This is a genomic window from Roseateles sp. (genome assembly GCF_036404855.1).
Classification (GTDB): Bacteria; Pseudomonadota; Gammaproteobacteria; order Burkholderiales; family Burkholderiaceae_C; genus Pelomonas.
This window is the reverse complement of the sequence record NZ_DASWYS010000007.1, coordinates 16038-41750: the sequence shown is the minus strand read 5'-3', so window position 1 is coordinate 41750 and position 25713 is coordinate 16038. Positions and strand designations below refer to the sequence as shown.

Genomic DNA, 25713 nt, shown 5'->3' with positions numbered 1-25713 from the left:
AGCAGCAGGCCGTTGCCCTCGATCTGGGAGAAGGACTCGGGCGTGGCCCGGTAGTGGGGCAGGGCGCCGTTGGCCATCCAGCCGGCGATCGTGCTGAAGGACAGGCCGACGAAGCCGGGGCGGCGCTTGCGCGCCGCCGTGAGCCGCGTGTCGATGTCCAGCTCGCTCCAGCGCTCGCCCCGGGCCAGCGAGGCCTCGAACTCGGCGTAAAACTCGCACATGGCCGCACCGTCCTCGACCATGGTCTCGCGGATGAAGGCGGCCTCTGCGGCGGTCTTGCGGCTCTTCAGCAGGGTGCTGGGATTGATCTGCTCGACGACCGACACGGTGGCCGGCACGGCCTCGCGCAGGCCCAGTGTCACGCGCCTGGGGTCGATCAGCAGCCGGGCCGTGGCGGGCAGGGCGGCAAGGGCCTGAGCGGCCTGGGCGTAGGGCGCCAGCTGGATGCCGTCGGCCGCGAGGCGGGCCGCCACGTCGGCCGGCAGCTTGGCGTCGCCGACGAAGAGCCGGCCACCGTTCGCGTCCAGCAGCAGGTGGGCGATGAAGACGGGGTTGCACTCCACGTCCGAGCCGCGCAGGTTGAGCAGCCACGCCACGTCGTCCACGGTGGACACCAGGTGGTGGGTGGCCTGCACCGAGGCCATGGCGGCGCGCACGCGGGCCAGCTTGTCGGCACGAGCCACGGCGGCCTGGGGCGGCAGGTGCTCGTAGACGGGCTCGGTGGGCAGGCCGGGACGGTCGTCCCAGGCGTCCTGCACCAGGTCCAGGTCGGTTCGCAGCGTGACGCCGACGCGCTGCATGGCCGCGCGCAGCGCGTTGGCCAGCGACAGGCCGAGGACCTGGCCGTCCACGGCCAGCACCTGACCGGGCTGCAGGGTCTTGGCGATCCAGTCGATGTAGAGCGTGGACGCGCCGGTGGGCATCTTCTCGAGCTGGATGCCGCTGCCGGCAAGCTGCGCCTCGGCCTGGGCCCAGTAGCGGCTGTCGGCGAACAGGGCGGCGCGGTCGCGCGTGACGACCAGGCTGCCCATGGAGCCGGTGAAGCCCGACAGGTACTGCCGGCCCTGCCAGCGGTCGGGAAGGTACTCGGACAGGTGCGGGTCGCTGGATGGCACCAGCACGGCGTGAGCGCCCTGGGCGTTGAGGGCGTCGCGCAGGCGCTCGATGCGCAGGCGGGTTTCGGAGGTGCGGGTGTCCATGGTGGCGGACCTTGGTCGGCTGAAGCGGTGGCGGGATTCTAGGTTTGGCGCCGTGTCTTGGCCCGATCGTCACGCCGACGGCGTCGGAAGGAGGCGCTGGCCGCAGCATCGCGAAGGATCACGCCCCATCTTTCTTAGACGGCGACGTGCGCAGCGGCCGAGGCTGATGTCGGCTTTTGACGATCCAAATCGTTCTACGTCTTTAGCATCTGGACAAGCAGGCAGGCCACGATGGCTTGTCGCTGTTGACCCCTGAAGCATTCCTGGACGATCGAACTTCATTACTTTTCGCGGACATCCTTGCTGCGCGCCTTCGTCTTCCTCAGTTGTCACGTTCTTGGGCTCATGGGCGCCACCTCAGCCCTGGCAGAGTCCGTGGCAGCTTCCGCCGGGCAAGGCGTCCAACCCGTTCTGCATTCGACGCTAGCGGGCGCCGTTGATGCGACCACAGGGGAGCTCGGCGCTGCCCTGCGGAGGCGACTGAGCCTGGAATTCCGTGAGCGTTCTCTGCGTCAGATGTTTGATGCTCTGGCGCAGGCGACGGCGGTGAACTTCGAATTTGACAAGGACGTTTCTACCGAAACGCCGGTGAGCCTCTTCCTGCGCGATGTGACCCTCGACGAAGCGTTGAGGGTCATCTTGGCGACCCAGCAACTGGATCGAAAGCTCCTTGGCGACAACGCCATCCTGATCTATCCCAATACGCCGGCCAAACAGCGTGAGCATCAGGAGCTGATCACGCGGACGATCCCACTCGGCAACGCAGACCTGAAGCAGACGCAGGCCCTGCTGCGCACGATCGCCAAGGTGCGCGACATCCACGCCGACGAGCGCCTGAACTTGCTGGTGGTGCGCGACACGCCCGAGGTGATGCGCCTGGTAGAGCAGCTGATCGCCACTGTCGATGTGCCCGAACCCGAGGTCATGCTGGAGCTCGAGGTGCTGCGGCTTTCCGATGACCGTCTGGAGAATCTCGGTTTGCGATGGCCAGAGCAACTGACCTTTGGGCAAGGCGGCGGGACAGCCCAAGTGCCTTGGGGCCAGCGCGATCAGCTCCAGGTCAGCATCGTCAATCCTGCCGTGCTCGCCGACCTGCGCGGCGGCACCGGCAAAGCCGCTTTGCTTGCCAGTCAAAGGGTTCGGGTTCGCAACCGCGACAAGGCGAAGCTGCATCTTGGTCAGAAGCTGCCAGTTTTCACGACCACGTCCAGCCACGACGTCAGCACCTCCGTGGCGGCATCCGTGAGCTATCTGGACCTGGGCCTGTCCCTGGAAGTGGAGCCGGTCATACAGGCCGACAACGAAGTCGCCATCAAGCTGGCGCTGGAAGCCAGCCAGATGATCCGACAAGTGACCGGGCCCGCAGGCACCCGCGCCTATGAGGTAGGCATGCACCAGATCTCGACCTCGCTGCAGATAGGCGATGGCCAGACGCAAATGCTGGCGGGTCTGATCGGGCAGGAGGACCGTGCTACGACTTCGGGACTGTCCGGCTTTGTAGGGCTTCCCCTGCTTGGTCGCCTGTTCGGCGTGAAGGCCGAAACCCGAGATCGGACCCAACTGCTGCTGCTACTCACGCCACGGATTGTCCGCAACCTGTCCGTGCCGGATGTGGCAATCAACTGGGCGGATGGTGGCACCGACCGTCTGCCAGGTGCAGCCAGCATCCGGATCAGTCCGGACGCTGCGATAGGCAGCGGCCCCGTTGCGGCACAGGAGGCTTCGACAGTCGTCCATGCTGTGCCCGAGGCACTGCCAGAAGCGCCAGAGGTCACGACTGCAACAGTGCACCTGAGCGTGCCGTCCAAGATTCCGTTTGGCGGCACGGCCTTGGCCATGCTGAAGAATGACAGCCCTTTCACCATTCGTGGCGTGGTGGAGTTTGATGCCACCAAACTTCAGCCCCTACAGGCGCCGCCCGGCGCATCATCTGGCCGCCTTCCCATCGTTTTGCAGCCTGGCGCCGAATTGGGGCTGCTGCTGCGCGCCTTGCCATCTGCGGGGGGGCAACTGTTGATGGTCGGCGCGGGCAATATGTCGGCAACGGCAGGCAATCGCGCGGTCGAGCAGATCTCGGCACCCGTGCGAGTGCGGCTTGAAGGGCGTGGGTTGCTGAGCGTTGAGGCCGACCCGACGGCCCGCCCGTAGCGATGCCGACTTTTGGTCATGGAGCCCCGGGGCACACGGCAGAACCGGCCGGAGCCGCAAGAGTTCGAGGTTCAGTGGATACCACTACGCATTAAAGTGAAGTTAGGAATGAGACTCTCGTCTTCAAGAAGCCTGCGTTCTTCATGGGCCAATTGATATGGGAGCCTAAAACATGATGCGATCTGTTGGACTCGGTCGAAAGAGCATGGTCATGCGCCACTTGCGCATTGCGACCTTTGCACTGATTGCGACGAACACTAATTTCGTCTGGGCAGATGGCCCTTACGTGTGCCCGCCGGGTAGTGAACACCGGCCCGAGTGCAGCAGGTCGGTAAACACTGGCCGCAATGCAAATTGGGATCGCACCTACTCAATGGTGGACGGTGGCTACTCGTCCGCGCGAAGGGTCAATGGGTACTCCGGAGGACGCGCGGGGGACAAGAGCAACCCTCCGCTCGAGATCAACTCATTTGACCCCTGTCGTTTGACAGCGAATCCCGTCGACATCTATACCGGCGAGAAGTTCAAAGAGGAATCGGACTTCGCCTCGTTGGCCGAATTCGGGCTGAGCCTCCGCCGCACCTATCGCAGCCTGTCTACCGCGACTGGTTCGATGTTCGGTGCCAAATGGTTGGCGAATGTCGAGCACCCAGCCCTGGTGCTGGAGTCCATGACATCCATGTACCTGAGTTCGGTCATTGGGACGCAGCAGGTGCCGCAGTCCATCCTTGTGACACTACCGAACGGTGTACAGCGGCGCTACAAATTGGTGCGCACGCAACTGGAGGACAACCCAGCGTCGGCCATCGTTGGCTACACCGTTGACGGGGCGTCGTCCACAGGCGAATTGCTTTACTACTTCTACAAACAGCCGAATGGCGCTCTGATCAAGCACTTCGAGATAGCCGCCGACAACAAGGTCGAGTCCTACTCCGCGGGTGGCTACATCACGAGTATTGCCGAGAACGGCACGCTCTATAGGACCTTCACGTACAACCCCTCCGTCGCAGGGCAACTGACGCAAGTTGCGAATGCGGCCGGTCAGACGATCAGCTTCACCTGGACTGGTGGGCGGGTGACCGGTGTGACCGACCCCAATGGGAATACCTGGACCTATGGCTACAACGCCAACAACGTACTTACCAGTGTGACTTCGCCAGGCTCTTCGCCGGACGTGCGGACGTACCACTACGAGCAGGTAGGCATGCCGCAGGCACTGACTGGCATATCGATCAATAACGTGCGCTACAGCACCTACAGCTATCACCCCGACTTCCGGGTCCAGCAAAGCGGTTTGGCGGGGGGCGAGGAGGTCGACAACTTCACCTACTCCGGCGGTACGACGACCGTGACCACCGCGCTCGGTCAGGTTACCTCTTACCAATCCCAGCAGGTGCTCGGCATGACGAAGCCGTTCACCCAGTCCAGGGTCGCCAATGCCAGCTGCGCAGCCGCCGCCTCAGAAACCCGGTATGACGCCAATGGGTATTTGGACTACACCCTCGACTGGAACGGCAACAAGACCGACTACACCTTCGACGCCGCGGGCAAGCTGCTGAACGTGACAACTGCTGCCGTCACTGCGAGCCAAGCGACACGCGCCAACATCTGGTCTGGAGATGACCTGCAAGAGGTTCAATTCAAGAGCGCATCCGGCACGGCTTACCTCAAAGTGAACTACACCTATGTCACTTCAGGGTATGCCAAGAAGTGGATTGCCAGTGAGGTGTGGAGCGACCTGCGGACTGCCACCGCCTCTCGAACTAGGAACTATGCCTATACCTTCCATGCTAACGGCATGCTGGCGACCAAAACGGTGACCCTGTTGTCGAGCACGGGCAACGTCGTCAGTGTTGAAGGCTACGACAACAAGGGCAACCTGACTTCGCGGACAAACGCGCTCAACCAGCAAGAGACTTGGTCTGGACACAATGGCCTTGGGCAGCCGAGCACCTATACCGATATCAATGGTGTCAGTACCAGCTACCTCTACGACGTCCGCGGCAACCTCTACAGCATCGCTAGGAACTTGCCAACTGGGACGCGCACGACGACCATCACGTACGACAACAACCATCAGCCGTTGGACATTACGCACTCGAACGGCAGTGTGGAACGCCGCCGCTACACGGCATCCGCGCGACTGAACCGGTTGGGCAATGCGGCTTCGGAGTACGTGGATTTCGACTTTCTGGTCGGAAGCCGAACACTTGAGACCAAATCGAGTCGTCATACGCCGAGCCTGAGTGGCGGCGTGCCCGTAGGGACTGCCGCCGCTAGTGGCTTCTTGGCCCGAACCGAGCTGGACTCATTGGGTCGACCTTGGAAAGCGAAAGGTAATGCCGGCCAGCAACTGACTTACGGGTACGACGGCAATGGAAACGTTGTGACGATCACGGACGCGATCAGCCGCGTGACGACAAACACTTACGATGCCCATAACCGACTCAGGACGGTCACGGCGCCCGACAATGGAATTACTGAGTTTCACTATGACACGGAGGGCAAGCTCGACTGGGTGAAAGACCCCCGCAACTTTGTCACCAACTACACCTACAACGCCTTCGGCGACCGGCTGACCCAGAGCAGTCCGGATACGGGCTCGACGACCTATGCACTTGACGATCTGGGCCGCGTACAAACCGAAACCAATGCCGGCGGTCAGACCGTCTACACGTGGGACAAGCTCGGGCGTATGCTTTCCCGAACGAAATCGGGTCAGACGGAGACCTTCACCTTTGACGCGGGCAGCTACGGGAAGGGCAGGCTAACCAGCATCGTCGATGGCTCGGGCCAGACCAGCTTCACCTATAGCGCGGCAGGCGAGTTGCTCACTCAAGTGGCTGTGATCAGTGGGCAAACCTACACCTCGAGCTGGAGCTACGACTCGGCGGGCCGCAACATCGGTATGAGCTACCCCACGGGTTTCAGTCTGACCTATGGCTACGACAGCTATGGCCGTCCGAACAACATCACAAGCACTCACACCGGTAGCCTGACCACGCTCAGCAGCAACTTCTTGTACCAGCCCGCAACGAATCGCCTGTATGCCTGGCGTTTCGGCAACGGCGTGCCCAGGCTGATCCATCTGGATACGGATGGTCGCGTGGCTCGGCTGGAAGGCGGCGCGCTTCATGACCTCGCTTATGGATACCACGCCACGGACACCATACAGCAGATCACCGACAGCATCTATGCCGGCCAGTCCGCCAGCTTCACCTACAACGGCAGGGACCGGCTCGCCACGGTGGCACGCAGTGGTGACAGCCAGAGTTTTACCTGGGACGGCGTGGGCAATCGGGACAGCCATACCCGCCAGGGCGTCACCCTGGGCTATAGCAAGGGCGGCAGCAGTAACCGGCTGGACGGAGTGACGGGCACGCAGTGGCGAATCTTCGGCCACAACACCATCGGCAACATGACGACCGAGACCCGCTGGGATGGGCTCAACCGGGTCTTCGGTTATGACGCGTTCAACCGCATGAACAGCGTGCAGATCAGCGGCAGCACCGCGGGCAGCTATCTCAGCAACGCCTTCAACCAGCGTGTCTACAAGAACTCCAGCCCCGGGCAGACGCGCTATGTCTATGGCTCGAACGGTGAAATGATCGCCGAGATCGGTGTCCAGGCCACCAGCTACATCTGGTTGAATGGCGAGCTGATCGGTATCGTGCGCAACAGTCAGTTCTACGCGAGCCACAACGATCATCTGGGCCGGCCGGAAGTGCTGAGCAACACGGCTGGGCAATCTGTGTGGCGCGCCACCAATGCAGCGTTCGATCGAGAGATCGCTCAGGACAATATCGGCGGATTCAACGTAGGCTTCCCGGGGCAGTACTTTGACGCGGAGAGCGGGCTGTACTACAACTGGAATCGGTATTACGACGCGCAGACTGGGCGATATATCCAAAGTGACCCGATAGGCTTGGCCGGCGGACTGAACACCTACGCATATGTGGTCGGGAACCCGCTGAGCTACGTAGACCCGACAGGATTAGTCAATATTCCTGGAATTCCGGGGGCGCAAGGCGAAACATCAGTCCACGCGAATCCTGGACCAGATGCAACTACATTCCGTCCCGAGCATGGTCCGGACCATGTACATCTTGGCGCAAATGATGGCCCCCGTGTGCGCACTAGTGACTTTAAACCTTTTTCGGATGCTGATGCGCAGCGTATGACCCGTAAACAGAAAAAGTTTTGCGAAGGCCTTGCGGAATCTTCCAAAGACAAAATTCGTAAGGCCCAGCAATCTATCTTCAAAAATGGCAGAATCATTGCGCAAATTCAGGCGGGTGGCTTGGCCTCTATCGCTGCGGCCTGCCGAAATGACCCTCAATGGTGCTCAGAGCAAATTGACGCTGGGGTATTGCCATGACCAAGTCAGATTTTCTCACCTTGATGCATTTTCCTCCCGAATGGGAATCGCTAGGCATGTATCCTGACGATTTGTACCGTTGGCAGGTTTCGGGATATCAGCCTGGCCACGAAAACGGGTCAGAACATGACAGGAACGGCGCTTTCCATTGGTGGCTTAAACGCAATCCGACAAGGGAGCAAGTCGAAAATCTGATTCGGTTAGCGGCTTGTGACCCCGACCCAATGCTGGGTGAAGACGTTCGTCAGTACATACGCAAGGCTGCGAACTTTGATGCAGAGTTGGATGTGCTGGCTGCAACTCTCTTTTTGAATTCTCGTCGTGCCGCTACATGAACGGACGTACACCCAATCTGACCCTATCGGGCTAGCGGGTGGCGTCAACACCTACGCATATGTGGGTGGGAATCCGCTGAGCTATGTTGACCCGGCTGGGTTGTTCAATGTTGTCAAAGGGGTGTCCGCACTGGGCAACGCTGCGATAGCTGGCTTCTCCGCAGGGTCGGGAGGCGTGAAGCTTGCAATTGCCGCAGGCCTTTCACCAGCCGCAGCCACCGGAGTCGGAGCCCTGCCGCCTGTGGCCCTGGCAGCTTGGGGAACGTGGAACCTGAAGGCGGCTTCGGCGGCTTGGAATCGCGCGCGGCAGCAGTGGGGCGAAGCAATGTGCGAAAAAATGTCAGACGCGTCCTGGAAGAACCTCATGGGCGTGCTTCCTGGCGGCACGCACTACGACGACCCTGGGGAGTTCAAAGGCCCGATTGACTACATACAGAGTCGGGGTGTCTGGCAGTTCATCAAGGAAGCGGGCTACTTCTGATGTCGGTTGCCGCTCAAGTCGTCGTCTTTGTCGTGAGCGTGGTGGCCGTCCTTGCGATTGCACTGTACGCAACGTGGCTGTTGATGCATCGTCTGAGAAGAGGCGAGTCCAAGCGCCTTGCTTTTGGTGAGTGGATTCGTAATCTCTTCGAGGCGATTTGGGGGCTGTAGTCCTTGTCGTAGCTGCCCGCTGGGTCGACAAGGGCATCCCGACCACTCGGCTGCTCGCCCAAGTGCTGGTGGCCAAATACCTCGACCACCTGCCGCTGTACCGTCAGGAAGCCATCTTCGAGCGCGCGGGCCATGCCATCGCACGCTCAACCCTCGCGCAGTGGGTTGGCGAGTGCGGCGTGCAGCTGCAGCCGCTCGTGGACGCGCTGACCGCGGAGCTGATGAAGGCGCCGGTGCTGCATGCCGACGAAACACCGGTGCCGATGCTTAAGCCCGGCAAGGGCAAGACGCACCGGGCCTACATGTGGAGCTGGTGCACGACGCACTTCCATGACATCAGAGCGGTGGTCTTCAACTTCGCGGAGACCCGCGGTGGCCAGAACGCACGGGACTTCCTGCAGCTCGGCACCGATGCCAGCTGGAAGGGCAGCCTGGTCGTCGACGACTTCAGTGGGTACAAACAGTGCTTCGACCTGGGCGTGACTGAAGTGGGCTGCATGGCCCACGCCCGACGCAAGTTCCACGAGCTCTGGGTCAACAACCAGAGCAAGGTGGGCGAGCAGGCGTTGAAGTTCTTCCAGGCGCTGTACGACGTCGAGCGCGACGCCGCAGACCTGCGCACAGAGGAGCGACGAGCCCTGCGACTTGAGAGAGCCAAGCCCGTCGCCGATGCACTCAAGCAGTGGCTCGACGAGCACCGACAGAAGGTGCCGGATGGCTCTGCGACCGCCAAGGCCCTCGACTACAGCCGACGACGCTGGGAAGCGCTCACGCGCTACCTGGGCGACGGGCGACTACCGATCGACAACAACTGGGTAGAAAACCAGATCCGACCGATTGCGCTCGGAAGGTCCAATTGGCTCTTCGCCGGCAGCCTGCGCGCCGGCAAGCGGGCCGCGGCCATCATGAGCCTGCTTCACTCGGCGCGCATCAATGGGCATGACCCCTACGCCTACCTCCGTGACGTGCTGGAGCGTCTGCCATTGCAGCCGGCCAGCCGGATCGGCGAGCTCCTGCCGCATCGCTGGATCGCGGCATCCGCCCAGAACTGACCCGCACTGCTAACGTCAAGACGGGTTCACCGTCTGCTTACGTTGCCGCAGCGCTGCGGGGGGCCGACCTTGTTCAGGCGCGGTCCAAGCGCCGGTCCGCGCCCACGCGAAGAACGAGGTTGGGGTGCAGGTCAGCGAAGCTGACCGAAGCCCGCCGCTGACGAAGCGCAGGAAGCCACCCGGGATGGCGGCGAAGCGTCCAGCGTAGAGCCAGCGCGACGGCACGTTGCACAGGCGCCCGACAGCTGGGGTGGCTTCCTGCGCGACGCGCCGACGAAGGCGGGGGGGGCGAGCAGGCAGCGGCGCTCCTGAGCCACTGGGCGCGACAGCGAACAGGGGCGACGACGGCAGACGCTGGGCCTTCACGCCCAGCGAGTGTGCGTGTGGCCCCTAGGCCACCGAAGAGCACACGGTCGCCCGCCCGGAGTTGGCTGATGCTAGCAGCGTCTGCTGCGTAAGCGTCCAGCCATTCCGTCTTGAACGGGGCTGATGCGTATCCGTCCGGCAAAGTCATCTTGAACCGGCAGTCGCCTGCGACAAGGATGCTGTCCACGTAACGTAGGTGGACGCATGACAGGCGACAAGAAGACACGGCGGCGATACAGCGAGTTGAAGAAGGCGCAGGTGCTGGCCGAATGCAGCGAGCCTGGCGCGTCGGTGGCCACGGGATGGGCGATTCATCGTGAAGCACAAGACGCAGAGCAAGCGCATCACTCGCAAGTTGAACGAGCTTCGCCGTGACGTGTGGCGTCGCGTGCACGACTCCCTGGACGACCAGTGCCGCTGCTATGTCAGCGTGCTGCGGCGCCATTGCGCGAACTACGGTATGCCGCACAACTGGCGGGCCCTGGCCGGCTTCCGACAGGCACTGCGGCGAATATGGTTTACCTGTCTGAAGCGGCGCAGCCAGCGCTCGCGGCGGGCAGGCTGGGACTGGTTCGAGACGGTGACGGCGCGCTACCCACTGCCTCCCGTGCGGATCACTCGTTCTTGGGTGGAGCAACGCATATGGCGTGTGTGACCTTCGGGAAGAGCCGAGTGCGGGAAAGCCGCATGATCGGATCTGTGAGGGCGAAGCCCTATGGCCTAGCTACTCGACCATCACCCCTCGATGCAACCAAGCCCATCCCGATTCGTTTCAAAAGCGCGGCAAGCCAGCCACTTCAGAAGTAGTCTGGCAAGGGCGCTGCCTGCCGGCTCTTGCCGGCCGCGCAGCCGTTCGCCGTTGTAGTCGCGCCGTCAACATGACTTCGCTGAGCGCTTACGGATAGCACGCTGTTCGCCTTCGTCAATCGGCGAGGCCCGCAGATCAAGGTGCTGTACTTCGACCGCAGCGGTTGGTGCGTGTGGGCCAAGCGGCTGGAGTGCCAGCCTCAAAGCTCGGTGCGCAGCGCCCACAGCTCCGGGAACAGCACCACGTCCAGCATCTTGCGCAGATAGCTGACGCCGCCGGTGCCGCCGGTGCCGCGCTTAAAGCCGATGACGCGCTCCACGGTCGTCACGTGGCGGAAGCGCCAGAGGCGGAAGGCGTCCTCCAGGTCCACCAGTTCCTCGCCCATCTGATAGAGGTCCCAGTGCTTCTCGGGTGCGCGGTATACCGTCAGCCAGGCCGCTTTCACGCCCTCGTCTGCCACGTGGGGCTGGGTCCAGTCGCGGTCCAGGTTGGCCGCCGGCACGGAGATGCCCCGGCGGGCCATCAGTTTGAGCACCTCGTCGTAGAGCGACGGCGCCTGGAAGGCCTCCTGCACCTGGGCCAGCAGGTCCGGCCGGTGCTCGTGCGGCTTGAGCATGGCGGGGTTCTTGTTGCCCAGCATGAACTCGATGCGCCGGTACTGCGCGCTCTGGAAGCCGCTGCTTTTCGCGAGATAGGGGCGGATCGCGCTGTACTCGGGGGGCGTCATCGTCGCCAGGACGTCCCAGGCGTGTACCAGCTGTTCCATGATGCGTGAGACCCGCGCCAGCATCTTGAAGGCCTCGGGAAGCCGGTCGGCCGCCACGTTGGCGACGGCCGCGTGCAGCTCGTGCAGCATCAGCTTCATCCACAGCTCCGAGGTCTGGTGCTGGACGATGAAGAGCATCTCGTTGTGGTCGGGCGAGAGCGGCCGCTGCGCGTTCAGGAGCGCGTCGAGCTGGAGGTAGTCGCCATAGCTCATGTCCTGGGAGAAGTCGAGCTGGGCGCCGTGGTGTTCGATCTTGGTCATCAGGTCACTGCACTGCGGCGTTGGAACTCGGGGGCGCGCCAGGACTGGGTGGCGAGCACGTCGACGAGGACGTTGATGGCGTCGACCACGTCCACATGCTGGGTGTAGAGCGGCGTGAAGCCAAAGCGCAGCAGCCCCGGCTCGCCGGCGCGGAAGTCGCCCACGACGCCACGCTGGATGAGCGCTTGCATCACGGCGTAACCGTCGATCTCCGCCGGCAGCGAGAAAGACACCTGCGAGCCGCGCAGTGCTGCTTCGCGCGGCGACGCCACGCGGGCCTGGGGCACGCGCGTGTCCAGCTCGGTGATGAAGGACTGCGTCAGCGCCAGCGACTTGGCGCGCAGTGCGGCCATGCCGCCCAGCGCCTGCGCGGCGTCGAACACGTCCAACGAGGCCTCCAGCGCCGTCATCGCCAGTACCGCCGGCGTGCCGCACTGGAACTGCTGGATGCCGTCGGCGGGTCGGTAGTCGGTGGTGAACGCGAACGGGGCCGCGTGACCCAGCCAGCCTGTCAGCGGCTGATGGGCGCGGCCGGCGTGGCGCGGGTGCATCCAGACGAAGGCCGGGGCGCCGGGGCCGCCGTTGAGGTACTTGTAGCCGCAGCCGATGGCGAAATCCGCGTCGGCGCCGCGCAGGTCCACCGGCACGGCGCCGGCGCTGTGGCACAAGTCCCAAAGCGCCAGCGCGCCGGCCTCGTGGGCCGCGCGCGTCAGCGCGGCCATGTCGTGCATGCGGCCGCTGCGGTAGTTCACATGCGTCAGCATCAGCACCGCGCAGCGGCCGTCGAGCAGGGCAGGGATGTCCTCGGGGGCATCGGCCAGCACCAATTCGCCGCCATGGGCGTTCACGACGCTCTGCGCGATGTAGAGGTCGGTCGGGAAGTTGCTGCGCTCGCTCACCACCACACGGCGTTGCGCAGGCTGCAGCTGCAGCGCCGCGTGCAGCACCTTGTAGAGGTTGATCGACGTGGAGTCGCCCACCAGGACCTCGCCGGCCCCGGCGCCCACCCAGGGCGCCAGGCGGTCACCCAGCCGACGCGGCAGGTCGATCCAGCCGGCGTTGTTCCAGCTCGCGATCAGGCCCTGGCCCCATTCCTGTTCCACGGCCCGCGCGATGCGGGCGGGCGTGGCCTTGGGGAGCGCGCCGAGGGAGTTGCCGTCCAGGTAGATGACGCCGGGCGGCAGTGTGAAATGCTCTCGCAGGGGGCGTAGCGGGTCGCGCGCGTCGAGCGCGAGGGCTTGTTCTCGGGACGTCATGGGAGTTCTCTCAGGATGGCGCGCACCGGGGAGGCGCAGGCGCCTTGCAGCTTCAGTGGCAGTGCGATCAGTTCGTAGTCGCCCTCGGGCACGTCGTCGAGCACCAGGTTCTCGAGCACGCGCAGGTCCAGGCGGCGCAGTTGCTGGTGGCTGTCCAGCACCTTGGAATCGGCGGGGTCCACGCTGGGCGTGTCGATGCCGATCAGCTTTACGCCGCGGGCGGCCAGCCAGGCGATGGCCTCGGGGGCGTAGGCGGTGAAGGCGGGGTTCCACACCGTGTCGGCCCTCTCGCAGCAGCGCACCAGCACCCGCGGCGGCAGGCCGGCCTCGGCGTGGCGCAGATGCTCGACGGTGATCAGCGGTGTCGCACCCACCGCGTGGATGACGCGGCAGCGGCCCAGGTAGGTGTCCAGTGGCACTTCGGCGATGGCCGGGGCGTCGTTGGCGTAGTGCAGTGGCGCGTCGGCGTGTGCGCCCACGTGGGGCGACATCGTGATGGCGCTGAGGTTGACCGGGCAGCCTGGGGACAGCTGGGCGGTCCAGCGCAGGCTGTAAGGCTCATCGCCCGGAAAAATCGGCGCGTCGGGCGCGACGACGGGGGAGATGTCCCAGAGGCGGGGAGCGGCGTTGGAAGGCATGGCGGGCGGCACCATAGCTTTGCCTGAAGGGTCATGGTGTCGGTTAATTCCAACTGCGTGTCAACCGGCGAGGCTGCGGCCGTGCGACCGCCCCCTGACCCGGTCGGCTCCGTGGCGCCCCGTCGGTGTTCTTTACATCGTGGCGCCGTCGGGGCCGCCCGCAGGCCTTGGCGGCGCGATTTTCCCGGAGGTGTGGGAAGGGCGGTACGGGCCTTGCTTGTCAGCGTCAGCGCAACAAAGCGCTGAAGGAGTCACGCGATGCAAGTCCTGAAATCCGTCTCCCTGGCCGCGGCGCTGGCGCTGGGCGCCGCCAGCGCCCATGCCGTCCTGGTCAGCTATGCCAGCTTGGCCGACTTCCAGGCCGCCACTTCGGGCGTCAGCCTCGTGGACTTCGAGGGGCTGGTTCCCAGCAATTCGTTCACGAGCCTGGCCTCGCTGACCCAGGGCGGCGTCACGTTCACGTCCAACGGCTCGATGTTCGTCATCGGCCAGGACTACTACGGCACCGGCTATACCGGGGGGGGCTACCTGAACTCCGACTTTGCCACCAGCGGCGTCAACACGGTGACGGCGACCCTGGCCGGTGCCGTCACGGCGATCGCCATGGACTTCGGCGGACTCTTCCCCGGCGGCTCCGTCACGTTCAACTTCGCCTTCTCGGACGGCAGCTCGTTCAGCGCCTCCGCCTCTCAGAGCATCGCCGACCCGTCGCTGGCCTTCATCGGCTTCACTTCGTCGGTCGGCATCACCTCCGTGGAGATCTCGATGCCCGACGCGCCGCTGTACAACGCCATCGACAATTTCCGCTATGGCACGGCTGGCACCACGGTGCCGGAGCCCGCATCGCTGGCGCTGGCGGGCCTGGCCCTGGCAGGCCTGGCGGCCACCCGGCGCCGCCGCTGACGCGTCATCTCGACTTGGGGGTGCCAGGCGGCGGCTGGGCAGGGTGTTCGGTGCAGCGGACGTAGCGGGCCCTGTGACCCAGTGGACGTGGTTTGGCCTTGCGTGGTGACGTCAGGTGCCGGGGCGTGCCGCCAGAAAGCGCTCGCGCAGCACGCCGGCCGCGTCCGTTCGCCACGCCGCGAACACCGCCGACGGCTCGATGCTCTCGGCCAGCGGCCTGAACACCGCCCCCTGGATGCCGGCCTGCTGGAACGCGGCCGGCACGATGCTGACGCCCAGCCCTTGGGAGACCAGGGACACCACCGACAGCCAATGGCGGCCCTCGTGCTGCAGCCGTGGATAGAAGCCGTGCTGGCGGCAGATCTCGACGATGCGGGCGTGATAGTCCGGCGAGCCCTTGCGGGAGAACAGGATGAAGGGCTGGTCGCTCAGGGCCGCCAGCGGGATGGCGTCCAGCGCCGCCAGCGCGTGGCCTGCCGGCAGGCAGGCGAAGAACGGTTCGCTGTAGAGCGGTTGCGAGGCGAGGGTCGGCGGCAGCCGGTCGGTGTGGACGAGCCCGAGGTCGAGCTCCTCGCCCAGCAGTGCGTCGATCTGGTCCTGCGAGTTCAGCTCCACGACGATGACCTCGACCTTGGGGCGGGCGGCCTGGAAGGCCAGCAGCCAGGCGGACAGGCCGTGGAACAGCGTGGAGCCGACAAAGCCCAGGCGCAGCCGGCCCACCTCGCCGGCCTGAACGTCACGGGCCTGGGCGCAGGCTTCCTCGGCGCGCGCCAGCAGCGCGGACGCGCTGCCACGGAAGGCCTCGCCGGCGGGCGTGAGGCGCACACCCCTGCTGTCGCGATCGAACAGGCGGGCGCCGACGCTGGCCTCCAGCTGCTGGATGGCGACCGACAGCGGCGGCTGCGTCAGACCCAGCCGTTCTGCGGCGCGGCCGAAGTGCAGTTCCTCGGCCAGCGCGATGAAATAGCGCAGGTGTCGGAATTCCATCGAGCGGGTGGCGGCGGGGATGTCCATAGGTGCGGCGAATCGTCGAAGTCGTTTATTGAATTGGACACGAATCGTGACGGGAGGAATACTGGGCGCCATACGCGCCCGGGCTCATCGTCCGGCCTGACCTGATCAACGAGGACACCACCATGGCCACCAAGGCAAGCTTCCACTGGGACGACCCGCTGCTGCTCAATGAGCAGCTCACCGACGACGAGCGCATGGTGCGCGACGCCGCTGCGGCCTATTGCACCGACCGACTGCGCCCGCGCGTGCTGGAGGCCTTCCGCAACGAGCAGACGGACGCGGGCATCTTCCGTGAGATGGGGGAGCTGGGTCTGCTGGGGCCCACCATCCCGACCGAGTACGGCGGTGCCGGCCTGAACTACGTCTGCTACGGCCTGATTGCCCGCGAAGTCGAACGCGTGGATTCGGGCTACCGCTCGATGATGAGCGTGCAGTCCTCCCTCGTGATGGTGCCCATCAACGAGTTCGGCAACGAAGCGACCAAGCAGAAGTACCTGCCCAAGCTGGCGACCGGCGAGTGGATCGGCTGCTTCGGCCTCACCGAGCCCAACCACGGCTCCGACCCCGGCTCCATGATCACCCGCGCCCGCAAGGTGGACGGGGGCTATGAGCTGACTGGCAGCAAGATGTGGATCACCAACAGCCCCATCGCCGACGTCTTCGTCGTCTGGGCCAAGGACGACGGCGGCCAGATCCGGGGCTTCGTGCTGGAGAAGGGCTGGAAGGGCCTGTCGGCGCCGGCCATCCACGGCAAGGTGGGCCTGCGCGCGTCCATCACCGGCGAGATCGTGCTGGACAAGGTGTTCGTGCCGGAAGAGAACGCCTTCCCCGAGGTGCGCGGCCTCAAGGGCCCGTTCACCTGCCTGAACAGCGCCCGCTACGGCATCGCCTGGGGGGCCCTGGGTGCGGCCGAGGACTGCTGGCACACCGCCCGCCAGTACACGCTGGACCGCAAGCAGTTCGGCAAGCCGCTGGCGGCCAACCAGCTGATCCAGAAGAAGCTGGCCGACATGCAGACCGAGATCACGCTGGGCCTGCAGGGGTGCCTGCGCCTCGGGCGCATGAAGGACGACGGCACGGCCGCGGTGGAGATCACCTCCATCATGAAGCGCAACTCCTGCGGCAAGAGCCTGGAGATCGCCCGCATGGCGCGCGACATGCTGGGCGGCAACGGCATCTCCGACGAGTTCGGCATCGCCCGCCACCTGGTCAACCTCGAAGTGGTCAACACCTACGAGGGCACGCACGACATCCACGCGCTGATCCTCGGTCGCGCGCAGACGGGCATCGCCGCGTTTTGAAGGCCTGCCCTCGAGGGACTTGGCGGGTGACTTGAGTCAGGGAGGACGGCGGCGGGCATGCTGGTGGCTCAACGCAAGAGGAGCCACCCTTGACCAACCGCCGCCAAGCCCTGTTTGCCGCTGCCGCGATGCCTGCCGCGGCCGCCGCCCAAGCGGCCGATGCGTGGCCGGCACCGGATGAGATCGCCCGCCGCGTCTCGGAGGTCACGGCCGTCGAGAACACTTTTGCCGCGCGCATGGCAGCGCGCGATGCCGCCGGCTTCAGGCGGCTCTTGGCGCCGGACGTCATCTTCATCAACGGCAAGCAGCCCTTGCGCGGGCCGGATGGCGTGATGGCCGTGTGGCAGAAGTTCTTCGAAGGCGCCACGGCGCCGTTCGCGTGGAAGCCCGAGCTTGTCGTCGTGCTGCCGAGTGGAGAGCTGGCACAGAGCAGTGGTCCGGTGACCGATCCCGAGGGCAAGGTGGTGGCGCGCTTCCAGTCCGTCTGGCGGCGCAAGCCGGCCGGCGGTTGGGAGATCGTGTTCGACCAGGGCAGCGACGTCTGCCGCTGAAGGGCCGCCGGTCCCGCTCAGCGCGGCTTGGTCAGCTGGATCTCGAACAGTTTGGGCCAGAGCTTGCCGGTGACGAACAGGCGCCGGGCCTTGGCGTCGTAGGCGATGCCGTTGAGCACGTCGTCGGCGCCGCTGCGCTGGGGCAGCAGGCCGGTCAGGTCGATCCAGCCGGTCACCTGGCCCGTCTTGGGGTTGATGCGGGCGATGCGGTCGGTCTGCCAGACGTTGGCGTAGACCTCGCCGTCCACCCACTCCAGCTCGTTGAGCAGGTCGACGGGACGGCCGCTCGCCGTCACGCGCACGCGGCGCAACTCCTTGAAGGTCAACGGATCCAGGAAGCGCAGCTCAGCCGTGCCGTCGCTCATGATGAGCTCGCGGCCGTCATGGGTGATGCCCCAGCCCTCGCCGGCGTAGTTGAACTTGCGCCAGAGCTTGAAGGTCTTCAAGTCCAGCACGAACGCCGTCTGCTCCTGCCAGGTGATGCCGATGAGGCGGTCGCCCCACATCGTGATGCCCTCGCCGAAGAACTCGCCCGGCAGCTCCACGGCCTGCAGAACACGACCGGTGGCCAGGTCCACCTTGCGGATGCTGGAGCGGCCGCGCAGGCCCGTGCTCTCGTACAGGAAGCCGTCATGGAAGAACAGGCCCTGGGTGAACGCATCTGGGTCGTGCGGGTAGCTGTTGACGACCTTGTAGCCCTGCACGGGCGGGGCGGCCCAGGCCCAGGGCGTGACCGTCGTGCTGGCCAGCGCCGTCAGCAGGGCGCGCCGGCGGGATTCGAAAGGCGGGTTCATGCCGTCAGCGTAAATCAAGCAGCGCCGGCACAGCTGTCTGGAGCAGTTCCACCAGGTCCGGGTCCATGAATCGGAAGTCGTCGGGGATGTCGAGCACATGCAGTGGCTTGCCGGCCAGCCGTGCGGCGTGGTCCTGCAGCAGGCGCGACTTGTGGTGCGTCTCCATGACGAGGATGACGTCAGCCCAGTCGAGGTCGGCGGCGCCGACCCGCCGGCGCGCGCTTGCGCTGGTGCCGGCCGAGCGCACATTGAGCGCCGGGTGGCGGCGGAACACCTGCTCCGCGGTCGGGCTGCGCCACTGGTTGCGGCTGCAGATGAAGAGGACGTTGCGCCGTGCCGTCATGCACCGCCGAGGGACTTGAACAGGGCCGCCTGTCGGACCCATTGCGTCAGCCGCAGCCGGATGCGGGTCTGCTCGGCGTCGAGCACGGCGCTGCGGGTCTGCAGCCAGTCCGCGCGCGCGATGGCACCCACCTCGTAGCGCAGCGCGGCCAGGCGCTCGTTCTCGGCGGCCTCCCTGAGCCGACCGGCATTGGCCTGCAGCTGCTGGGCGGTGCGTTCGGCCTCGATGCGCTGGGCTTCGATGTCGGCCAGCGCCTTGTGCAGCGTGTCGCGCAGCGTCAGGGCCGCGGTGTCGAGCTCGGTGCGGGCGCTGTCCCGCTGCAGGTTCAGGCGCTGCCAGTCGATCAGCGGCACGGCGAGGTTGGCGGCGAAGGCGGCCAGAGGCTGGGACAGCCAGTCGCTCGAGCGCGTGCCGCCGGTGCTGAGTGCGGCGGAGAAGCTCAGGCGCGGGTAGCGGTCCGCCTCGCTGACGCGCAGCCGGGCCAGCGCGGCGTCCACGCCCAGGCGGGCGCGCTGGACATCCGGACGCTGCGCCAGCACCTCGGCCGGCTCGGCCAGGCGCCAGCGCGGTGGTTCGCCGGCGGGAAGAACGGCCTGCAGGGCGGTTTCGGGCGCGGGACCGGGCAGCGGTTCGTCCAGCAGCAGTGCCAGCACGTGGCGCTGCAGGCGGGCATCGGCCGCGAGGTCGGCCAGGCGTGATTCGGCGGCCTGCACGTTGACGGCGATCTTGTCCAGCTCGATGGGCAGCAGCTTGCCCTCGCGCACGCGGGCACGGGTCAGCACCAGCGTTTCGCGGGTCAGCACGAGCTGGGCCTCGGCCAGGGGGCGCTGGGCGTCGATGGCGGCGAGCGTCCAGTACGCCTCGGCCACCTGGCTGCGGATGAGCAGGCGGGCCGCGGCAATGTCCGTGCGTGCGGCCTCGGCCTGGGCGCGCTGCAGCGCCGTCGTCTGGCCCAGGCGGTCCCACAGGTCCAGTTCGTAGCCGACGCCCAGCGAGGCGCCGTAGCTGCGGCTCCAGCCGGTGGAGGTGGTCACCGGCACCGTGACGCCGCCGACGTCGACATTGCGGGTCGTGCTCTGCGTCTGCACCGGGCGGCTGGCGTTGGCGGACAGGCTGGCGTTGGGTGTCCAGCGCAGCAGGCTTTGCTCGACGAGCAGCTGGGCCTGCTTCCAGCGCTGGGCGGCCAGCGCGATGTCGCGGTTGGCCTGCAGCGCGCGAGCCTGCAGGGCGGCCAGCGTCGGGTCCAGCAGGCCGGCCCAGTCGGGGGCGGCGTCGCCGGCGTCCAGCGCCCAGGCGGTGGGCACGGGTACGTCCGGCGCGCGGTCGGCAGGGCCGTGGGCGCAGCCGGCGAGCAGCAGGGTTGCCAGGGCGATCGAGGTCAGCTTCATCTTTGGGTTACTCCCGTGCCAGCGCGTCCACCGGACTCAGTGCCGCCGCGCGGCGCGCGGGCAGGGTGCCGAACACCAGGCCCACGCCGCTGGACACCGCAAAGGCCACGCCCAGCGCCGTCCAGCTGATGTCCACATGCAGGTGCTGCTGGGCCGCGTTGAGGCCCTGGGCGGCCAGCCAGCTCAGGGCCACCCCCACGAGGCCGCCGAGGCAGCACAGCACCACGGCCTCGATGAGGAACTGCAGCCTCACGTCGCCCTGGCGCGCGCCCACGGCCATGCGGATGCCGATCTCGCGGGTGCGCTCGGAGACGGACACCAGCATGATGTTCATGACGCCCACGCCCCCCACCAGCAGCGAGATGGCCGCCACGCCGGCGAACAGCGCCGCCATCGCGCTCGTCACGCTCTGGAACTTGCGGAACTCCTCCTCGCCGTTCCAGGTGCCGAAGTCCTCGCGGCCGTGCAGGGCCTTGAGGCGGTGGATGAGCTGCTCGCGCACCTGCTGGGGCGGCACGCTCAGGTCCAGCAGCACGTCGAAGTTGTCGACGTCGGCGCGCGCATCCAGCTTGCGGGAGAAGGTGGTGTGGGGCAGGTAGAGCTGGCCCAGCCAGCTGCCGAAGCTGAAGGCGCCGCCCTCGGGCGCCACGACGCCGACCACCGTGAAGGGCAGGGCGGCCGTCGGCGGTGGCGGGGCGCCCGGCACCGCCTGGGCCTCGGGGGCGGGCGCCATGCCGGGGTTGACGAAGATCAGCTGGCCCAGCGGCGACTCGCCCTTCTTGAACAGTGCGTCGCGCGCCTTCTCGTCGATGACGGCAACCTGGCTGCGCGTCTCCAGATCCATCGCATTGAAGTAGCGGCCCTGCGCCAGCTTGAGCTTGCGTGCCTTCAGCGTGTTGGCATCGCCGCCGACGGCCTCCAGCATGGCGTCGCGCGACTGGTGGCGGGCGGTCAGCTGCATCTGGCGGTTGAGCGTGATGCCCTTGACGCCGGCGAGCGCGCGCAGCGAGTCGATCTCATGCGGCCTGAAGGGCTGGGCCACGGCGCCGGGCGGCAGGGCGGGGTTGCCGCGCCAGACCGGGATGCGGCCGGAGATCAGGCTGGAGAGGTCCGTCTCGATGGAGGCCCGTGCGGCGGTGGTCAGGGCCACGATGCTGACCACCGAGGCGATGCCGATGCTGATGCCGAGCATGGACAGCGCCGTGCGCAGCCGGTTGCCGCGGAGCGCGAGCAGGGCCGTGGCGACGGCCTCGCGCCACTGCACCTGGACGCGGCGCAGGTGGCCGCCCTGCTTCAGCGGCGGCGCGTCGCTGGGCAGCTCGCTCGGGGCGCGATGGTCGGCCGGCGTGCCGTTGTCCGCGACGACCTTGCCGTCCTTCAGCTCGATGACCCGGCGTGCGTGGGCGGCCACGGCGGCGTCGTGCGTGACGAGGATGATCGTGTGGCCGCGCTCGTTGAGCTCCTTGAGCAGGCGCAGCATCTCCGCGCCGGAGGCCGAGTCCAGCGCCCCGGTGGGCTCGTCGGCCAGGATGATCTGGCCGCCGTTCATCAGGGCGCGGGCGATGGACACGCGCTGCTGCTGGCCGCCGGACAGTTCGTTGGGGCGGTGGTGCAGGCGCTCGCCCAGGCCCAGGCGTTCGAGCAGCGCCTGGGCGCGACTCGCCCGCGGGCCTTGGCCGACGCCGGAGTAGACGGCGGGCAGGGCGGCGTTGGCGCGGGCGTCCAGGTGGGGCAGCAGGTGGTAGCGCTGGAAGATGAAACCGAAGCGCTCGCGGCGCAGCGCGGCGAGCTCGTCGGGCCCCAGCGTTCCGGCGTCCTGCCCGCCGATGAGGAAGCGGCCGCGCGTGGGGTTGTCCAGGCAGCCGAGCACGTTCATGAGCGTGCTCTTGCCCGAGCCCGACTGGCCCATGATGGCGACGAACTCGCCGGCCTCGATGGCGAGGCTGACGCCGTCCAGCGCCGGGACGTCGATCTCGCCCAGCTGGTAGTGCCGGGCGACGTCCTTCAGCTCGATGAGAGCCATGGTCAGTTGCTGGCAGCGCTGGCGGGGGCGGACGCGGCGGCGTCGGCGCTCGGCGGCGCCAGCAGCACCTTCTCGCCGGCCTTCAGGCCGTCGATGATCTGCACCTTGGCGCCGTCCTGCAGGCCCACCTTCACCTGGCGGGGCGTCTGCTTGTTGGCGGCATCCAGCACCGTCACCGTGAAGCGTCCGTCCTTGCCGCGTTCTCCCAGTGCGACGATGGGCATGGCCGGCACCTGCTTGACCGAGCCGGTCTCGATGTCGACCTGCACCGTCATGTCGCTGAACAGCGCCCGGTCGCGGTTGTCCACCTCGAAGAGCACGTTGTAGAAGACCGCGTTGCCGGCACGCTCGGGCACCGGCTGGATGACGCGCACCTTGCCTTCGTAGCGCTTGCCTTCGCCCGACAGCGTCGAGAAGCGCGCGGCCTGGCCCACCTTGATGGCCTGCACGTCGGCCTCGGGCACCTTGGTGCGCACGGTGATGGTGTCGAGGTCGGCCAGCGTCAGGATGACCGGTGTGATCTGCACCGAGATGACCGTCTGGCCCTCCTGCACCGGCAGATTGACGACCGTGCCGTCCATGGGCGCGGTGATGCGCGTGTAGGAGAGATTGACCTTCTTCTTGTCCAGGTCGGCCTGCAGCCGCGCGACGGTGGCCGCCTGGCCCCGCAGGTCGGCCTCGATCTTGGCCAGCTCGACCTCGGCCTTCTCTGCCTCGTTGCCCGAGGTGGCCTGGCCGGCCAGCAGGCGCTGCTGGCGCTTGAGTTCGCGCCGCGCGGCGTCGGCGTCGATGCGGCGGCTGTCCAGCGCCGCGCTGGCCTGGGCCACCGAGGCCTCGGCCTGGGCGACGTCGCTGCGGGCCAGCTCCGGGTCCAGGCTCACGAGCAGTTCACCTTTCCTGACCTGCTGGCCCAGCTGGACGTGGATGGTCTGGATCTGTCCGCTGACCTGGGCGCCGACGTCAACGCGGGTCTTGGCCTGCAGCACGCCGGCGGCCTGCACGGTCTGGGTGATGTCCGCCGGCGCGACGACGCCGCTGGGCAGCGGCGGTGGGGGCGGGGGCGTGCGGGTGAACCACCAGGCGGCACCGGCGGCGGCCAGCAGGCCGATGACGATCAGGCGCAGGCGCCAGCGCTTCAGAAACGATGCTTTCATGTCCCTCCCAGGATCCCGAGGTCTCTCGCCCCGTCGGCCGGCGTCGACGCGATGGATGGTTGTCCGGCCTAGCGTAGCAGTCGGATGGCGTCTCGCGCACCGGATTCACACATCGTCGTGAGTGAAGTCGGTCTTGGCGAAAGTCATGCGGGGTCAGATCTTGCGCCTAGCGGCTGTGCGACGTCAGCCGCGCCAGCGGCGAGGCCATGCTGACGCCGGGAGCCGCCGTGGTGGCGCCGCGGCCGGCCTTGGCCTCGTCGTCTTCGGCGCCATGGGTCAGCGCGGCGATGCTGTCGGGGTTGCGGCGCATCGCCACGCCCACCGCCAGGATGTCGATGACCAGCAGGTGCAGGATGCGACTGACCATGGGCAGGTGCGTGGCGATGTCCTCGACATGGTCGACGATCAGCGCGACGTCGGCCTTCTTGGCCAGCGGGCTCTGGCTGGCGGTGATGGCCACGACCTTGGCGCCGCGCTCCTGCGCCTTCTCGACGACGGACAACAGCTCGGGCAGCCGTCCGCCGCTGCTGACGACGACGGCGACATCGCCTTCGCGCAGCACGTCGGCGGCGAGCAGCTGCAGGCGAGGGTCGGTATAGGCGCCGCAGGGCATGCCGAAGCGCAGGAACTTGAACTGCGCGTCCTGGGCGACGACCCCGTAGTGGCCCAACGCGAAGAACTCGATGCGACTGGCCGACAGCAGCAGGTCGATGGCGCGGTCGATGGTGTCGCGGTTCAGGTGGCTGCGCACCTGCAGGATGGCGCTGGCCGTGTTGCCCAGCACCTTGGCGCCCAGCTCCAGCATGGAGTCGTTGATGTTCACCTGCGTGTGCGTGACGGGCACCGTGCCGGTCAGGCCCGAGGCCAGGCGCAGCTTGAAGTCCGACAGGCCCTCGCAGCCCAGCGACCGGCAAAAGCGGATGACGGTGGGTTGGCTGACGCCCGCGGCGCGCGCAATCTCGGCGATGGGGTCGTTCAGCACGGAGCGCGGCTGGGCCAGCACGAGGTCGGCCACGCGCAGCTCGGCCGGCGACAGCTCGCTGCGGGCACGGCGGATCTGGCCCAGGATGGCCGAGCCGGGCGAAGCCTGCAGGTTGCGCAGCTGGTTCTCGAGAATGGCCGATGCGCCCTTGAACGTCGCGTTCTCGGCCGTGATGACGAAGGTCGGGATGGCGGAGACGTAGTCGTGGAAGCGCCCCTTGTCCTCGAAGCGCTTGCGAAACGGGCTGCGATCGAAGTACTCGCCCAGGCGCGGCACGATGCCGCCACCGATGTAGATGCCGCCCAGCGAGCCCAGCGTCACCGCGAGGTTGGCCGCGGCCGTGCCCAGCAGCCCGCAGAAGACCTCCAGCGTCTCCAGGCACAGTGCGTCGCCGTCCTCCAGCGCCCTCTGGGTGATGGCCGGCGCCAGCAGCGGCTCGGCGGCGACGCCGTTGCGCGCGGTCAGTGCGCGGTGGATGAGTTCCAGGCCGGCGCCGGAGATCAGGCGTTCGTAGGAGACATGGTCCAGCGTCTTCCAGGCGAACTTCAGGATGTCCATCTCGCGCTCGTCGCGCGGGCCGAAGTTGACGTGGCCCCCCTCGGTGCCCAGCGCGATCCAGCCTTCGCCGGCCGGGATCAGGCCCGACACGCCCAGGCCCGTGCCGGCGCCCAGCAGGCCGATGACGCTCGGTCGGCGCGCCTGGCCGCCGCCGACCTGGCGCACGTCCACGTCGGCCAGCCGGGGCAGGGCCATGGCCAGTGCGGTGAAGTCGTTGACGACCACCAGCGTGTCCAGCCCCAGGCGCTGGCGCATCTCGTCGATGGAGAACTGCCAGTGGTAGTTGGTCATGCGCACCCGGTCGCCCTCGACCGGGTTGGCGATGGCGATGGCCGCGTGGGCGATCTGCGCGCCGACGTCCTGCAGGCTCAGCCCGCCCAGGTAGGCGCGCACGGCGGCGTGGAAGTCGGCGTGGTCGGCGCAGCGCAGCGACGCCATCTGCGCGAACTCGCCCGGCCCGAGTTCCAGCGCGAAGCGGGCATAGGTACCGCCAATGTCGGCAAGCAGGCGGGGGCTGTCGAAACGGGGCATGGGTGCGGCCAGGGCTGGATGGAGTCGAGCGGCGGATTATTCAGCAGGCGGGCGCGAGCACCGGCTCGCCGCGGTCGGTTTGGGGCTGTAGCTGCACTACAGCTTGAAGTGCACCGAATTCTCCCCGCGAAAAGCCCCGCTTTGCCAGTTCTGAAAGCGCTTGCCCCCAAGAAGAAGCGAGATCCGGGGAGCTCTGTATTGTGGAAGACGTGTAGTTTTGCTACCGTCCGCCGCGACCGAAATTTCGCCTTCCCGCCGTGTCCGTTCAAGCTCGAATCCTGCAAGTCCCCGCCTTCGTCATCGTCTCTAGCGT

20 protein-coding genes and 2 pseudogenes are annotated in these 25713 nt (G+C 66.7%); 11 read left to right on the top strand and 11 right to left on the bottom strand.

Annotation, left to right across the window (positions count from 1 at the left end):
• On the bottom strand, positions 1–1199 hold a 1199-nt coding region (locus VGF12_RS00495; protein WP_331174085.1), incomplete at its 3' end, for an aminopeptidase P family N-terminal domain-containing protein.
• Between the two features lie 516 nt (positions 1200–1715).
• Here VGF12_RS00495 and VGF12_RS00490 point away from each other — a divergent pair.
• From VGF12_RS00490 to tnpB, 8 genes and pseudogenes are all read left to right on the top strand, one after another.
• Positions 1716–3347 (top strand): secretin N-terminal domain-containing protein, encoded by a 1632-nt coding sequence (locus VGF12_RS00490; RefSeq protein ID WP_331174084.1) that lies wholly within the window; start codon positions 1716–1718, stop codon positions 3345–3347.
• Between the two features lie 211 nt (positions 3348–3558).
• Complete coding sequence (locus VGF12_RS00485; RefSeq protein WP_331174083.1) at positions 3559–7725, top strand: RHS repeat-associated core domain-containing protein; 4167 nt, start codon at positions 3559–3561, stop codon at positions 7723–7725.
• Positions 7722–8060, top strand: coding sequence for a hypothetical protein (locus VGF12_RS00480; RefSeq protein ID WP_331174082.1), 339 nt, complete (start codon positions 7722–7724; stop codon positions 8058–8060). The genes VGF12_RS00485 and VGF12_RS00480 overlap by 4 nt, the downstream gene beginning before the upstream one ends.
• Positions 8047–8118: pseudogene (locus VGF12_RS00475) on the top strand (hypothetical protein); the annotation flags it as partial. The gene VGF12_RS00480 and the pseudogene VGF12_RS00475, both read left to right, overlap by 14 nt.
• 279 nt (positions 8119–8397) lie before the next feature.
• A complete protein-coding gene (locus VGF12_RS00470) occupies positions 8398–8541 on the top strand; it encodes a hypothetical protein (RefSeq protein WP_331174087.1) in 144 nt (47 codons plus the stop codon).
• 178 nt (positions 8542–8719) lie between these two features.
• Positions 8720–9763, top strand: a pseudogene (gene tnpC / locus VGF12_RS00465) (IS66 family transposase); the annotation flags it as partial.
• Between the two features lie 682 nt (positions 9764–10445).
• Positions 10446–10784, top strand: a complete 339-nt coding sequence (locus VGF12_RS00460) for a hypothetical protein (protein WP_331174081.1) — start codon at positions 10446–10448, stop codon at positions 10782–10784.
• A 254-nt stretch (positions 10785–11038) separates the two neighbouring features.
• The gene (gene tnpB, locus VGF12_RS26205) at positions 11039–11203 is read left to right on the top strand and encodes an IS66 family insertion sequence element accessory protein TnpB (protein WP_414709952.1); all 165 of its coding nucleotides are present in this window, start codon (positions 11039–11041) and stop codon (positions 11201–11203) included.
• On the opposite strand, the gene kynA is transcribed toward tnpB, so the two are convergent.
• From kynA to kynB, 3 genes are read right to left on the bottom strand one after another with little or no spacing between them, the layout of a single operon-like run.
• Positions 11137–11964, bottom strand: coding sequence for a tryptophan 2,3-dioxygenase (gene kynA / locus VGF12_RS00455; RefSeq protein ID WP_331174080.1), 828 nt, complete (start codon positions 11962–11964; stop codon positions 11137–11139). The two genes, tnpB and kynA, sit on opposite strands and share 67 nt — an antisense overlap.
• A complete protein-coding gene (gene kynU, locus VGF12_RS00450) occupies positions 11964–13220 on the bottom strand; it encodes a kynureninase (RefSeq protein WP_331174079.1) in 1257 nt (418 codons plus the stop codon). The genes kynA and kynU overlap by 1 nt, the downstream gene beginning before the upstream one ends.
• Positions 13217–13858, bottom strand: coding sequence for an arylformamidase (gene kynB / locus VGF12_RS00445; RefSeq protein ID WP_331174078.1), 642 nt, complete (start codon positions 13856–13858; stop codon positions 13217–13219). The genes kynU and kynB overlap by 4 nt, the downstream gene beginning before the upstream one ends.
• 258 nt (positions 13859–14116) lie before the next feature.
• On the opposite strand from kynB, the gene VGF12_RS00440 reads away from it, so the two are divergent.
• Positions 14117–14761, top strand: coding sequence for a PEP-CTERM sorting domain-containing protein (locus VGF12_RS00440; RefSeq protein WP_331174077.1), 645 nt, complete (start codon positions 14117–14119; stop codon positions 14759–14761).
• Between the two features lie 111 nt (positions 14762–14872).
• Here the strand turns inward: VGF12_RS00440 and VGF12_RS00435 are convergent, their stop codons facing one another.
• Positions 14873–15748 carry a LysR family transcriptional regulator gene (locus tag VGF12_RS00435; protein WP_331174086.1) on the bottom strand — a complete coding sequence of 292 codons (876 nt, stop codon included), beginning with the start codon at positions 15746–15748 and terminating at the stop codon, positions 14873–14875.
• A 149-nt stretch (positions 15749–15897) separates the two neighbouring features.
• On the opposite strand from VGF12_RS00435, the gene VGF12_RS00430 reads away from it, so the two are divergent.
• The gene (locus VGF12_RS00430; protein ID WP_331174076.1) at positions 15898–17076 is read left to right on the top strand and encodes an acyl-CoA dehydrogenase; all 1179 of its coding nucleotides are present in this window, start codon (positions 15898–15900) and stop codon (positions 17074–17076) included.
• An 89-nt stretch (positions 17077–17165) separates the two neighbouring features.
• Positions 17166–17627: a nuclear transport factor 2 family protein gene (locus tag VGF12_RS00425; protein ID WP_331174075.1), complete on the top strand. Its 462-nt coding sequence runs from the start codon at positions 17166–17168 to the stop codon at positions 17625–17627.
• A 17-nt stretch (positions 17628–17644) separates the two neighbouring features.
• On the opposite strand, the gene VGF12_RS00420 is transcribed toward VGF12_RS00425, so the two are convergent.
• From VGF12_RS00420 to VGF12_RS00395, 6 genes are all read right to left on the bottom strand, one after another.
• On the bottom strand, positions 17645–18421 hold the full coding sequence (locus VGF12_RS00420; protein WP_331174074.1) for a glutaminyl-peptide cyclotransferase: 777 nt from the start codon (positions 18419–18421) through the stop codon (positions 17645–17647).
• A gap of 4 nt (positions 18422–18425) precedes the next feature.
• Positions 18426–18764, bottom strand: a complete 339-nt coding sequence (locus VGF12_RS00415; protein WP_331174073.1) for a phosphotyrosine protein phosphatase — start codon at positions 18762–18764, stop codon at positions 18426–18428.
• A complete protein-coding gene (locus tag VGF12_RS00410) occupies positions 18761–20152 on the bottom strand; it encodes a TolC family protein (protein WP_331174072.1) in 1392 nt (463 codons plus the stop codon). The genes VGF12_RS00415 and VGF12_RS00410 overlap by 4 nt, the downstream gene beginning before the upstream one ends.
• Before the next feature lie 7 nt (positions 20153–20159).
• Positions 20160–22175: an ABC transporter permease gene (locus tag VGF12_RS00405; RefSeq protein WP_331174071.1), complete on the bottom strand. Its 2016-nt coding sequence runs from the start codon at positions 22173–22175 to the stop codon at positions 20160–20162.
• 2 nt (positions 22176–22177) lie between these two features.
• Complete coding sequence (locus VGF12_RS00400; RefSeq protein WP_331174070.1) at positions 22178–23329, bottom strand: efflux RND transporter periplasmic adaptor subunit; 1152 nt, start codon at positions 23327–23329, stop codon at positions 22178–22180.
• A gap of 166 nt (positions 23330–23495) precedes the next feature.
• Positions 23496–25400, bottom strand: a complete 1905-nt coding sequence (locus VGF12_RS00395) for a glucokinase (RefSeq protein ID WP_331174069.1) — start codon at positions 25398–25400, stop codon at positions 23496–23498.
• Positions 25401–25713 lie beyond the last annotated feature (313 nt).